This window comes from Gordoniibacillus kamchatkensis (genome assembly GCF_000829455.1).
In the GTDB taxonomy this organism is placed as follows: domain Bacteria; phylum Bacillota; class Bacilli; order Paenibacillales; family NBRC-103111; genus Gordoniibacillus; species Gordoniibacillus kamchatkensis.
Genome location: NZ_JXAK01000006.1, coordinates 42,256 through 55,500, shown reverse-complemented (window position 1 = coordinate 55,500; position 13,245 = coordinate 42,256). Strand labels below are relative to the sequence as shown.

12 protein-coding genes are annotated in these 13,245 nt (G+C 56.7%); 2 read left to right on the top strand and 10 right to left on the bottom strand.

Annotation, left to right across the window (positions count from 1 at the left end; all coding sequences use genetic code 11):
* Nucleotides 1–11 precede the first annotated feature (11 nt).
* The 9 genes from bshC to SD70_RS05005 form a co-directional block, all read right to left on the bottom strand.
* Nucleotides 12–1,643, bottom strand: a complete 1,632-nt coding sequence (gene bshC / locus SD70_RS05045) for a bacillithiol biosynthesis cysteine-adding enzyme BshC (RefSeq protein WP_041046255.1) — start codon at nt 1,641–1,643, stop codon at nt 12–14.
* A gap of 104 nt (nt 1,644–1,747) precedes the next feature.
* Nucleotides 1,748–2,704: an ABC transporter ATP-binding protein gene (locus SD70_RS05040; protein ID WP_041046253.1), complete on the bottom strand. Its 957-nt coding sequence runs from the start codon at nt 2,702–2,704 to the stop codon at nt 1,748–1,750.
* On the bottom strand, nt 2,697–3,725 hold the full coding sequence (locus SD70_RS05035) for an ABC transporter ATP-binding protein (protein WP_041046251.1): 1,029 nt from the start codon (nt 3,723–3,725) through the stop codon (nt 2,697–2,699). Before SD70_RS05035 ends, SD70_RS05040 begins: the two co-directional genes overlap by 8 nt.
* Nucleotides 3,726–3,741: 16 nt before the next feature.
* The gene (locus tag SD70_RS05030) at nt 3,742–4,656 is read right to left on the bottom strand and encodes an ABC transporter permease (protein ID WP_041046249.1); all 915 of its coding nucleotides are present in this window, start codon (nt 4,654–4,656) and stop codon (nt 3,742–3,744) included.
* Nucleotides 4,657–4,658: 2 nt separating this feature from the next.
* Nucleotides 4,659–5,591 carry an ABC transporter permease gene (locus tag SD70_RS05025; RefSeq protein WP_041046247.1) on the bottom strand — a complete coding sequence of 311 codons (933 nt, stop codon included), beginning with the start codon at nt 5,589–5,591 and terminating at the stop codon, nt 4,659–4,661.
* A gap of 104 nt (nt 5,592–5,695) precedes the next feature.
* A complete protein-coding gene (locus SD70_RS05020) occupies nt 5,696–7,378 on the bottom strand; it encodes a peptide ABC transporter substrate-binding protein (RefSeq protein WP_041046245.1) in 1,683 nt (560 codons plus the stop codon).
* Nucleotides 7,379–7,778: 400 nt separating this feature from the next.
* Entirely contained in the window at nt 7,779–8,177 is a 399-nt protein-coding gene (locus SD70_RS05015) for a DUF3397 domain-containing protein (RefSeq protein ID WP_041046243.1), read from the bottom strand.
* Nucleotides 8,178–8,183: 6 nt separating this feature from the next.
* The gene (locus SD70_RS05010) at nt 8,184–9,137 is read right to left on the bottom strand and encodes a ketopantoate reductase family protein (protein ID WP_041046241.1); all 954 of its coding nucleotides are present in this window, start codon (nt 9,135–9,137) and stop codon (nt 8,184–8,186) included.
* Nucleotides 9,138–9,658: 521 nt separating this feature from the next.
* Nucleotides 9,659–10,309, bottom strand: coding sequence for an RsfA family transcriptional regulator (locus tag SD70_RS05005; protein WP_041046239.1), 651 nt, complete (start codon nt 10,307–10,309; stop codon nt 9,659–9,661).
* A gap of 292 nt (nt 10,310–10,601) precedes the next feature.
* On the opposite strand from SD70_RS05005, the gene SD70_RS05000 reads away from it, so the two are divergent.
* A complete protein-coding gene (locus tag SD70_RS05000) occupies nt 10,602–10,835 on the top strand; it encodes a DUF2626 domain-containing protein (protein WP_041046237.1) in 234 nt (77 codons plus the stop codon).
* Nucleotides 10,836–10,901: 66 nt separating this feature from the next.
* Here the strand turns inward: SD70_RS05000 and SD70_RS04995 are convergent, their stop codons facing one another.
* On the bottom strand, nt 10,902–12,032 hold the full coding sequence (locus tag SD70_RS04995) for a class I SAM-dependent methyltransferase (RefSeq protein WP_041046235.1): 1,131 nt from the start codon (nt 12,030–12,032) through the stop codon (nt 10,902–10,904).
* Nucleotides 12,033–12,149: 117 nt separating this feature from the next.
* Between SD70_RS04995 and SD70_RS04990 the strand changes: the two genes are divergently transcribed.
* A complete protein-coding gene (locus SD70_RS04990) occupies nt 12,150–13,124 on the top strand; it encodes a hypothetical protein (RefSeq protein ID WP_041046233.1) in 975 nt (324 codons plus the stop codon).
* Nucleotides 13,125–13,245: the final 121 nt, after the last annotated feature.

Genomic DNA, 13,245 nt, shown 5'->3' with positions numbered 1-13,245 from the left:
AACCTCTCTTCTCATAGATAGACGAGCAGGTGGCTGCCGTCGAGAGCGAGTCGCGTTTGCGCCAGCTCATGCAGCCAACCGTCGCCGTAGCGGTTCAAATAAGCAAGTATATTATATACTCTTTCCTGCGGTTTGCCGAGAGGCAGAACGGATAACCGGATGCGTTCGAGCTGGCGCAGGGAGGCACCCGATTGCGACTGCTGGGCGTCTGTCGCTTTGGCGAGCAAATAATCGATCTGCTCGACGATTTTGCTCATGTTCGTGTCGCCCAATTTTCTAAGCCCCGGATTCACGCCGGCGAGCAGTTCGATCAGCGGCTCGTAATCTTCGCGGAACCGCCGCTTCACGTCGCCGAACCGTTCTTCGAGCTGCAGCGTGTCCTGCGCTTTCAGCCATGCGGCCTTGCGCTCCTCGAACCGCTCCACGACGTCCATGACGGTTAGCTCGTATTTGCGCATATGCTTTTGCACCGTGCCTTCGAGCAGCGTCGCTTCCACGCGCGGCACAATCGGCGGCTGGCGCATGCCCATCGCCGCAAACGCCTGCTTCAGAAGCGCCCAATAGGCGATTTCGCCGGGACCGAGAACGGTGGCCAGCACCGGAAACAAATATTCCTGCATGAGCGGGCGGGTCATGACGTTGTTGCTGAACGATTCCGGCTGCGTTTGCAAACGGGCCAGCAGCTCCTCCTTGGTGAGCCGCACCGACCCTCTCCGATTGGCGAAATACGGCCCTTCCCGATGCAGCAGCGTGCGCTCGCCCTGCTCGAACAAAAACAAGTTGGCGGCGTTCGCCGCAACTTCCGCCTGCACCGGATAGCCGAGCGCTTGAACGCGGCTCTGGCCGGAGAGCAGCGCTTCCCCCAGCTGCTCGTTGTCCGCGATCAGCCGTTCGAACCAGCCGGCTTCCAGACAGCGCAAGTGCGGGTCGTCCGAATCGAGCAGAACAAGGCCATAGCGGCCGAACAGCCATGCGATCATCCGCGCAAAAAAATCGGACAGCGTTGCGCTCGCTGCGGCGAAATCGCGCAGCAAGCCGAGCCACTGGCTTTTATACTCGGTATCCATCAGCAGCACGTCCAGCTGCGCCAAAATGGACTCCCACTCTTCCGGCGACACCGGCGTCCGGCTAACCGAAGTGCGGTGGGCCGCTTCTTTCGCCAGACGAAGCTTTTCCACCTCGTTCTGATTCGTCAGCACATGAATGTGATCGACTTCGTCCCAGTCGTGGTCTTCCCCGGCGATCCAAAATACGGGCGCCACAGGCCGGCCGAGCCGTTCGGACGCTTGCCGCGCCGTCTCCAGAATCGTGATCGCCTTGAAGATGACGAGCAGAGGGCCCGTAAACAGGCCCGCCTGCTGGCCGCCGACTACGGCCAGCGCTTCGCCTCTGCGCAGCGCTTCGATATGCTCCAGCGCGGCTGCGCCGCTGCCCATCGTTTCGTTGTACCGTCTCAGCACATCCGCCAGCCGCTCCCGGTCCGCGCGCGGCGAACCGCCTGCATCGAGCCAGTCTGCCCGCTCCCGCCACATGTCCGGCGCCGATGGATCGTATTCGAACAGTTCGCGCACGCGCTCGAACTGACGTATGTAATGCTCGGCGATCGGTTGACCGCTTTTCCATATAATCGACTCCAGCTGCACTGGTCGTTCCTCCCCACCAATCAATATTCTCATTGTACAACCGCGCAGCTTCGCCGTCAAAACGACATGCCCCCCGGCTCGGCCGGAGGGCATGCGGCAATCGCTTAATACAGATGGCAGGCAACGTGATGGCCCGGCTCCACTTCTTTGAGCACCGGCTTCGCCGCAGCGCATTCCGGCATCGCTTTCGGACAGCGCGTCCGGAACGGGCAGCCGCTCGGCGGATTAAGCGGGCTCGGCACTTCACCTTCGAGGATGATGCGCTCGCGCCTCCGCTCGATTTCCGGGTCCGGAATCGGAATGGCGGAAAGCAGCGACTCCGTATACGGATGGAGCGGCTTCGCATAAAGATCTTGCGAAGACGTCACTTCGACCAGGTTGCCGAGGTACATAACCCCGATCCGGTCCGAAATATGCTTCACCATCGCCAAATCGTGGGCGATAAACAAATACGTGAGGCCGTGATCTTTTTGCAGCTTCTTGAACAGATTGACGACTTGCGCTTGTACCGAAACGTCAAGCGCGGAGATCGGCTCGTCGGCGATAATGAACTGCGGCTCAATCGCCAGCGCGCGGGCGATCCCGATCCGCTGCCGCTGGCCGCCCGAAAATTCGTGCGGGAAACGGTTCGCGTGCTCTTCGTTCAAACCGACGTCGCTGAGCAGCTGCATGACGCGCGCTCTCCGCTTTGCGCCGGTATACAGGCCGTGAATGTCGATGCCTTCGGCGATAATGTTGCCGACGGTCATCCGCGGGTTGAGCGACGCGTACGGATCTTGGTACACCATCTGCATGTTGCGGTTGAACTGCTTCAGCTTTTTGCCGCTCAGCTTGTGGATGTCCTCGCCGTTAAACAGCACTTGTCCGGAAGTCGCGTTATACAGGCGAATGATCGTGCGTCCGGCCGTCGATTTGCCGCAGCCGGATTCACCGACGAGACCGAACGTCTCACCGCGGGCGATATCGATGGAGAAGCTGTCGACGGCCTTCAAAATGCGGCCGCCGCCGACGTTGAAATGCTTTTTCATGTCGCGGACTTGCAAAATCGGTTGTTCAGCCATGCTTGCGACCTCCTGCCTCGACGGGACGTTCGACCTTCGGCGCGTCTGGATGCAGCAGCCAGCACGCGGCGGAATGGTCGGCCGTCAGTTTGGTGTGGTCCGGATCTTCCTCCAGACATACTTGCATAGCGTACGGGCAACGTGCGGCGAAGGCGCATCCTTTCGGCGGCGCGAACAGATCGGGCGGCGTGCCCGGAATCGGAACGAGATCGCCCCCGCCCATTTCGTCCAGACGAGGAATCGACCGGAGCAAGCCCCATGTGTAAGGATGCTGCGGATTGTAAAACACCTCGTCCACAGTGCCCTGCTCCACCACTTTGCCGGCGTACATGACGATGACCCGCTGCGCCATCTCGGCGACGACGCCGAGATCGTGGGTAATGATGATGATCGAAGCTTGCGTTTGCTCCGACAGCTTTTTCATGAGATCGATAATTTGCGCCTGAATCGTCACGTCGAGCGCCGTCGTCGGCTCGTCGGCGATCAGCAGCTTCGGATTGCACGCCAGGGAGATCGCAATCATGACGCGTTGGCGCATCCCGCCCGACAGCTCGTGCGGGTATTGAAGAATGCGGCTTTCCGGATTCGAAATGCCGACCAGATTCAGCAGCTCGAGCGCGCGCTTGTTAGCGGCGTCGCCGGTAATGCGCTGATGCTTGCGCAATCCTTCCGTAATCTGCTTGCCTACCGTCATCGTCGGATTGAGCGAGGTCATCGGATCCTGGAAAATCATTCCCATCTCCGAGCCGCGAATATGCTCCATCTGGCGATCCGACAATTTCGTAATTTCGATGTCTCCGTCGAACAAAATCGAACCGCTCTTAATCCGGCTCGGCGGAGTCGGCGTCAGACGCATAATCGTCTGCGCCGTTACCGATTTGCCGCAGCCGGACTCACCGACGATGGCCAATACTTCGCCCTTTTTCAGATCGAACGAAACGCCGCGCACGGCTTGAACTTCGCCGGCATACGTATCGAAAGAGACCTTCAGGTCTTTGACTGACAAAATCGTGTCACTCACGTGCTTCTCTCCTCCCCTACTTTCTCATCTTCGGATCGAGCGCATCGCGCAAACCGTCACCGAGCACGTTGAAGCTTAGCAAAATCAAGCTGAACACAGCCGTCGGGAACAGCAAACGGTGCGGATAAAGACGCATATAAGTCGCGCCGTCGGAAAGCAAATATCCGAGCGAAGCAAGCGGAACGCGCACGCCGAGGCCGATGAAGCTGAGGAACGCTTCAACGAAAATGGCCTGAGGCACGACGAACGTAATTTGCACGATGATAATGCCGAGCGCGTTCGGGATCAGGTGGCGGAAAATGATGCGCCACGGCGACGAGCCGAGCGTCCGCGACGCGAGCACGTATTCCTGCTCCTTGAGCGACAGCACCTGGCCGCGCACGAGTCGCGCCATCGGCACCCAGCCGGTAATGGCGTACGCCAAAATGATCGAGGAAACGCCCGGACCGATAACCATAATGAGCAAAATGGCGATCAGCAAATAAGGAATCGAATAGACGATTTCAATGACGCGCTGCATAATATCGTCGACGCGGCCGCCGAAGTAGCCGGAAATGCCGCCGTAAATAACGCCTACGATCAAATCGATGATCGCCGCGATGATGCCGATCATCAGCGAGATGCGCGCCCCGACCCAGACGCGGGTCCACAAATCGCGGCCGAAATCGTCATTGCCGAACCAGTACTCCGCCGACGGGCCGTGATTGCGAAGCGTCAACATTTGTTGGTCGTATTTGTAATGCGAGAACATCGGAGCGAAGATCGCCAGCAATGCGATCAACACAAGTATGGTCAAGCCGGCCATGGCCAGTCTGTTTTTCCGAAGTCGGCGCCACGCATCCTTCCAATAGTTGACGGAAGGCCGGACAATACGTTCCGTACCGAGTGTTTCTTTTGCGACGGGAGCGAATTTGGAGCTGTTCAGTTCCACTCTTACCTACTCCCCTTTCCCAAACGAATCCGCGGGTCAACGAGACCGTAAATGATGTCGGTAAAAAAGATGACAATCATGAGTACAACCGCATAAAAAATCGTCAAGCCGCTAATCATCGTATAATCGTTCGAATATACCGAAGAGACGAATTGATCGCCTAAACCGGGAACGGAAAAAATTTTCTCGACAACGAGCGTTCCGGTAATGGTGTTGACAAAGATCGGTCCCAAAATCGTAATGACCGGCAAAATGGCGTTGCGAATCGTATGCTTCCATACGATCGACAGCTTGTTCAAGCCTTTGGCTCGCGCCGTTTTAATATAATCCTGGTTCAGCACGTCGAGCATCGAAGTCCGCATCAGGCGGGCCAAAATCGCCAGCGTGCCGAAGGAGAGCGCAAAGCCCGGCAAAATCATATACTGCGGCCCTTTCCATAAACCGGCCGGCAGCCAGCCCAGCTTGACGCCGACGTAGTACGACAAAATCGGCCCTAGCACGAAGGACGGGATAGAGACGCCAAGAACCGCGATAAACATCGCCGTGTAATCTTGCCATTTGCCGTGCTTCAGCGAAGCGAAAATACCGAGCGGCAGGCCGATGAGTACGGCCAGGCACGTCGAGAAAATGCCGAGCTCGAGCGACGCCGGGAACCCTTGCTTGATGACGCTTGTTACTTTACGGTTCGGGAACTGGAACGATACGCCGAGATCCCCTTGAACGACGTTGCCGATATAATGCGTATACTGTTGCCACAGCGGTTTATCCAAACCGTATTCCCGCATAAGCACCGCCTTGACGTCTTTCGGGATTTTATTCGACATTTCACCGAACGGATCGCCGGGCAAGTTTTTCATCAGCACAAACGTGAACGAAATGATGAGCCATAACGTAATGAGCATATATACGAAACGGCGCAGCGTATATTTCAGCAATGCTGTCCCCTCCTTGGTAGACTTGGAATTCAAGAAGAAAAGGCCGTCCCGCGAGGGTGTAAACGGCCTCTCCTCTTGTAGCTACACTATTAACCGCTGCTGCCTTATTTCACGCTAGCCCAGCGAACTTCCCACTCAACGCCGTATGCCGGCAAGAACATTCCGTCGATGGACGGACGCTTCAGATAGACGCGGGTCCGGAAATAGAGCGGAGCGACAGGCATATCGTTCATCAAAATTTTCTCTGCGTCGACAAGCATCTTGGAGCGAGCAGCCGGATCGGCAGATTCGCGAGCACCCTTGATCAGCTTGTCGTAGTCAGGGTTGGAGTAATCGCCTTCGTCAAACTCGCCGCCCGTTTCCCACATGTCGAGGAACGTCATCGGATCGTTATAGTCGGCGCCCCACAGGGACAGTACCGCGTCAAAATCGTGCTTCGAGGACTTGTCGAGACGAAGCGCGTGCGGCACCGGATCGGCTACGGCATCTACGCCGAGGTTCGTTTTCCATTGGGAAACGATGAACTCGAGCTGCTTCTTCGCCGTTTCCGTATCGTCAGCCATCAGCTTGAACTGCGGCAGGGAAGTCATGCCGGCTTCTTTCAAACCGTCGGCCAGAAGCTGCTTCGCCTTCGCTGCATCGAACTTCGGCTCGGTCTCGCCAGCCGATTTGCGGAATTCCTGGCCGTTGCCGTCAGCCGTTCCGTTCGGTACAAGGCCGGTAGCCGCGACGGAGCCGTTGGCGAGCGTTACGTCTACGAAAGCTTGACGGTCGATGCCGAGCGCCAGCGCTTGACGGATTTTGGCGTTGCCGAACGCTTTGTTTTTCTTCGTTTGGAACATGATGTAGCTGTTCGTCAGCTCCGGCTTCAGGGCGACGTCCGGCTTGCCTTGGTACAGCTTGATTTGGTCGCCTTTGATCTCGGTTACGTCGGCGGCGTTCGTTTCGTACAAGTTTTGGCCGGTGTTCGTATCTTTCACGATTTGTACCGTAAACTTGTCGAGCTTCACGCTTTTCGCGTCCCAATACTTGTCGTTCTTTACGAATTCAAGCGATTGGCCGTGATCCCATTTCACCAGCTTGAACGGGCCTGCGCCGATAACTTTGTCCGCGTCTGCGCCGTACTTGTCGCCGGCTTGCTTCACGAAATCTTCGCGCTGCGGGAAAAATACTTGGAAGCCCATCAGTTCTTTGAAGAACGTGATCGGACGAACAAGCTTCACTTCGAGCGTCTTGTCGTCGATCGCTTTGGCGCCGAAGTTATCCATCGCTTTTTTCAGCTCGTCCGGAGTCTTCGACTTCAGGATTTCGTCGCCGCCCTTAATCCAGGCAACCATGAAGCTGTATTGCGCTTTCGTCGCCGGGTCGAGCGTCCGCTTCCATGCATATACGAAGTCTTGAGCTTTGACCGGCTGGCCGTCGGCCCATTGCGCGTCGCGCAGCTTGAACGTCCAGGTGAGGCCGTCGGCTGATACGGTCGGGTCGCCTGCGGCAAGATCCGGCTGGGCTTTGCCGTCTTTGTCGATGCGGTATAAGCCGGAGTTATACTCGTTGAGCATCGTGTAACCGATGGCGGCCGTCAGTTTCGAGCCGTCCAATACCGGCGGTTCAGCCGCTACGTTAATTTTCAGTTCTTGCGGTTTGGCCGGTGCTGCCGGCTTTGATGTGTCCCCCGAGTTAGACGGAGCGGATGGCTGCGCAGCATCTTGCTTCGTTGCGCATCCCGCGGCTACGCTGCCCACCAATGTAAGCGCTACCGCAGTAGAAAGCCACTTGTTCGCTTTCATACAAGTCCTCCTTTGAATAAATAAATGGATGCTGCTATGGCAAGGCGTCAAGTCGGATCTCACCAATACCTGACACCGTAAACCCTTGGTCAAAACGGAGTATGTGGAATACATTTTGGCATAAAACAGCGGACTCGTCAACAATTCTTATCTCATTTGTTGGCAAAACTGACATAATTCGTCACATATAGTTACATGATCTTGCCATAATAATGACGCGTAAGTATTTGTGTCGATAATTAAACCGCTACCAATTCCCTATTATACAACCACAGGTCAATAAAATCTACTTGAAATTTTTTGACTTCGTCTGTAATTTTGTTACTTAAGTCGCATGCAGTCCGGCGCAATAGGTTCCGTCTCCGTTGCGGGCTTACGGGCCGCTCTTTCCCCTTACTATTTAAGCGAATTTGATCAAATATGCTCCGATATTCAAGACTAAAAACACGACGTACAAGGCAGACAAGCATACAAAACCGATGCGCCACACGATGCGCACGATTTTTCTCATGTCTATCGCGCCCTTCTCCCTGTTCTGGTACCCGCCCAACAGGCCTACGGCGATCAAAATCGCCAGAACGATGAGCCAGAAGCCGAAGTTGCTTTGAAACAAACGATTCCACATCGAAGCGACGGCGCCTACGAGAAGCAGCGTCGTGACGTCCATCGCCAGCCGGGTCGACCGCTTCTTGTCGCGAAAAATCAAGTAGCCGAGCCCCCAAAACAGCGCAAATGCGAGGAACGGCACGGTGGCCAGCAGCGCGTACACCGTGGCGATGCCGTGAAGCAGTGAGGTCAACGCCCCTCACCATCCTCTCTCCAATTGTTGCACGATGCGATATACCGTTTCCGTTACCGGAACATGAACGCCGTGCTTCGCCGCGATCCGGACGATAGCGCCGCTGATCCATTCGTTCTCCGTCATCCGCCCCGCTTCGATATCTTGCAGCATCGACGAACGGTTGGCGGCTGTGCGCCGGCATACGCCGGCAATGCGCTCGGCTATTTGGGCGGAAATCTCCGCCCCTTCCGCCGCAGCGACGGCGACCGCTTCATCCGTCAAGCTGCGGATCAGCGCCTGCGCCGCTGCCGATTGCAGCAACAGTCCGTTCGGCACGCGCCAAATGGCCGTTAACGGATTGATGACGGCATTGATTAACAATTTGTTCCATACGGATGTATGAATGTGTTTCGACACGGAAGCGTCGAATCCTGCATTCGCCAGCGGCTGCACCAGTTTTTTTTGCAATAGCTCAAAGCGTTGCTGCGGTTCGTCAGAGCGGGAGGCGTCGCCGATTTCCGTAAGTCCTGCTCCGGTGTGGTCGACTTCGCTCGGCGACAACCTGCGGGCGCCCTCCGTCGTAACCGCGATCAACAGCTTGGCGTCCGGCGCGGCGGCGGCAATCGTGTCGATATGACCGATGCCGTTTTGCCAGCAGACGATGCCGTGCACCGGCGCCGCCGCCTGCAGACCGGACAGCAAAGCGCTGTCAATCGCCTGCTGCTTCACCGTGAGCAGCACCCAGTCCGGCCGTTCCCCGGCATTCGTCAACGTAAGCGTCTCGGCAAAAGACCGCGCTGCCACTTGCGCGCGAAACGACCCGCCCGGCTCGCGGACCGTGACGCCTTCCCGGCGAATTGTTTCCGCCTGCTCCTCGCTTCTCGTTACGAGCTCCACTTGCGCTTCGCCCGCCGCCGCCAACTTGCCGGCCAGCAAGAGCCCGATCGACCCGCCGCCGATAATCCGCAACCGCTGCATGGGCGTGCCCCCCCCCCCTTTTCGCCGTGTCCCTATCTTCCACCACTATAGCAAAAAGTGGCGCGGCAAAAAAATAAGAAAAACTTCTTTCGAAGTTTTGCAGTTTGTCGAGAAAGGCGGAGCGGAGGATGGGAATGTAGGTCTTGGAGCGTAGCGTGCGCCTTTGAACTCGTGTTCCGGCCTTGTTGTTGAATTCAAGGGAACACGAGTTCAACGAAGCCGGAGACCCACATTCCCAATCCGCAGCGCAGCCTACTTTCTCGACAGTCTGAAAAGCTTCTTTCGAAGCTTTGCATGCCGTATAGCATGTTCATCTGCCCGCTTGATCGCTTCACAGAACTTAAACCTTCTTTATAAGAAGAAACGGGCAAGGCCGTTCGTTTCGGCAGCCTCCGCTTCCCGTACGGAATCGGCCGACAATAGAGAGCAAGCGATATGTGTCCGATGGAGCAAAAAAGCGAGATTTCGCAAGCGCAGCCTGCAAATCTCGCTTTATTGTCCGCCCGCCGTCCTGGCGCTTTCTATTCGATGCGTTCCAGATTGCCGTTCGCATCCATCTTGAAGCGGGCTCTCGCTTCTTCGTCCTCTTCCGCCAAAAACGCCAGCTTGCGCGCCCGGTCCATAATCTGAATGAGCGCTTTATAATCGTCGTTCACGACGCGGTAATCGGTTTCCACTTCATTCACTTGCTTGCTCAGCTTATCGTTCTCGCGGCGGTACATATCAAGCTGCTCCTGGGTTTCCTGCAGCTCGCGCTCGAGCCCTTTAATTTGCCGCGCCATCTCTTGGTACGTAGCTTTCCAACCGCGCAAAAAGCGGATGACGGCATCGATCGAAAGCGAATCTTCCGTGAACGAATCCGTCTTCACGGTGCCCTGTTCGTGATCGAGCAGTGCGGTAGCGCTGCCTGAAATCGAAGCGACAGTGCTCTGCTTTTTCATTTGGCTGCGTTTTTGCCGCTGTGCTTTTGCAATTTGAATGGCGGCTTCATATTTTTTGCGCACGAAGCTGTTCCAACGGAAACCGCAAGCCGCCGCCGTGCGCCCGATGCGCTCGCCGACTTCCTCGAATGCGGACAGTTGAGTGCTCCCCTCGCGAATATGGCGCAGCGTCACCTCGGCCAAAATCAAATCGTCCTCGTCGCTCCATGCGTCCTGTCTAATTGCAGACATATCGTGTCCTCCCTATTATTGACGGTCGTGCGTTTTGCGTTGCCTCTAACGGGTCTTAGTTCATCTTTATGCCCATGGTAGAGTTCATAGAATCTATTTCATACTAAATGGTATTGCCAATTTTTTTGACGCTCATACATGATCGCGTGTGAAATGGGAAACCTAGAAAAAGCGCAGGACAATGTTGCGAAATTCGTCACGGATTTGGCGTTTACACACCAGTGGGCAAAAGGTATAATGTGTGGTAGTTATTGCTTGCGCAAAGACGGGATAGAGAGGGGGAAGCATCTACATGGATCGCATGTTTCGCGTACTTGGCTTCTGGACGCTGGCTATCGCGCTGATGGCTCTGGCTGGAGATATGGTTCCGATGTCGCTCATTTTCTTTTTTCAGACGGCCGTATTCGTACTTCTCGGTTATATGAAACTGACCGAACGTGCTTACATACTGCTGTTTTGGGGCTACATGATCGTTGCTTTCGGCGGATTTACGTATTGGTCGTTCTTCAAGCTGTCTTCCATTTAACTCCCGTAAAATCAAGCGGTTCGGCCACGAGGGCCGAACCGCTTTTTTTGTGCCGGATTCCCGGCTTTAGCGCTGCAGCTTTTCCAGCATCAGCACTTTGAACAGCTCGCTCATATTATCGCTAAGCAGCAGCTGTCGAACCGCACGGTTGCGCCTCGCGACCGGCCCGAACGGGTCGCCGTAGCCGCCTTCCTGCAGCAGCTGCAGCGCGCCGTGCCGCAGCAAAAACTCGCGCTGCGTCAACAGCTCGCTGCGCGTGGCTCCGGCGGCAATGCCGGCCCGCTCGCACGCGCTGAAATTGACGTGAGCGGTCAAATCCTGCCCGCCTACTCGCTCATAAGGGCGCTCCGCCGCTACATGGCGGCTGTAACCGAGCAGCGTGCCGCGCATCCGGTGCGGCGCATAGAGCTCGGCGCTCACATCGCCGTAGTCAATGACGAGCAGCCGTCCGCGGCGCAGCCGCTTGCACATGCGCGCGACCCATGCGTCCGCGTCCAGATTGACTTCGGCGCGCTGGCCGGGGGCAAGATGCACCCCTTCCGCCGCGAGATAGGCGGCGATGTGCGGATCGGACAGCGGCTTGCGGCGCTCCGTGAAACGCCGCCGGTCTGCATCCCAGGCGACGAAAATTTGATGCGGCCGTCCCGCATCATCCGCTTCGAGCAAATGTACGGGAAAAGCGTCGAGCAGCTCGTTGGCGATGGCGAGCACTCCTTCCGTCTCCCCCCGCTCCAGCCATTCCGCTTCGCTGCTCCACCTTACTTTGCCGGGATGCAAGGCAAGCGCTTCCTGCTGCAGAGTGCGGTGGAACGGGCTTGTCTCGATCATGACAAGCTGTACGGATGAATAGGCGGCATCGCCTCGCTGCCGCAGCGCGTCCAGCAGCTGCGCCGCAAGGCGGCCGCTTCCGCCGCCGAACTCGACGACGGTCAGCCTGCCGCCGGGAGCAGCGAGCGCCGCAGCCGCTTCCGCGGCATACGCGGCGAGCACCTCGCCCATCACCGTGCCGACGTTCGAGCTTGTATAGAAGTCGCCTTCCTTCCCTATCTTGGGCCGCTCCGTGCGGTAATAGCCGTATTGTTCGTGATATAAAGCTTGCTCCATATAGTCGCGGAACGGGATCGCTCCGTCCGGGCTATTTTGCATGAGGCGGATCAGGTGCGCGATCAATTCGGGATGTCCCAGCTCGTCTGTCATCGGGGCTTTCGCTCCTTTTGCCGCCCGTATGCTGTATGAGTTTGTCTAAAGACAAATATGGGCGGACTCGCTATAATAGAGAATGGTTAATATGAAAAAGGAGAGAACCCTACTATTATGGTAACCGCACGCAAATGGATGGCCACCGCCGCTCTGGCCTCGCTCCTCGTACCGCTGCTCGGCGGCTGCACCGATCATAACGCCATCAAACAATCCGTACAGCAGGCAATCGCCAAGCAAAAGGAAATGAAAACTTACAAATTCAGCGGCAGCGCCAGTTTAAACCTCGGTGCGGGATTGCCCGTTGATGGCGGCAACCCGATGACCGCCGCGGTACTCGGTTCGCTTAAGGACAGCACCATCGAATGGTCCGGCGTGTCGAGCGTCGAGCCGGTCCGGCTGGAAGCCGACGTGAAAGTGACGCCGAAAGGGTCCTCCACCCCGTTTACGCTGCCTTTTCTTATTAAAGATAACAAAATGTACGTAAGCTTGCCACTGATCAACAAGCCGGACGAATTTTACGCCATCGATTTGGCGCAGCTCGGACAAGGCGGCGGAACGCCGCTTTCGGCGGACAATTTGAAAAATACGCCGCAGGTGACGTCCGCGATATGGTCCGCCTTCGCCGACGCCATCGACGCCAAATGGTTCGAGCAGGCGAAAGACCCGGTCACGCTGCCGGACGGCAAGCCGGCGAAATCTTATACGATCGCCGTGAACGACAAAAATGCGGCCGAAATCAACGCTGCCGTCAGCGCCAAGCTGCCTGAAATCGCCGGCCTGCTGCAGACAAACGGCCTGGTCAGCGCCGACCAAGCGGCTAAATGGAAGGCGGCCAAAGGCTATATTGAGCTTCAGCCGCCAAGCAAGCTGACGCTGCTCGTCGACGACCAGGGCTTCGTGCGCGACGAGAAGCTGGAGCTAACCTATAAGCTCACGGGTGCGGACGGCAAAACGTCCAACAACCAGACGACGCTGCACGAAGCGTACGAGCAAATCAACCAAGCGCCGCAATTCCAAAAAGATGCGCCGGCGCCGGCGAAAACAAAGCCGTTCGACGATGTGCTGAAGCTGCTGAAGCCGAAAAAATAAGCGTCGGCCTTGAAAAAAGCGCGTCTTCCCAGGGTGGGAAGGCGCGCTTTTTGTTTGACGGACGAACCATCATGGAGGACTAGAGTCGCGAATATAAATATGCTATGTTACAGATAGAGGG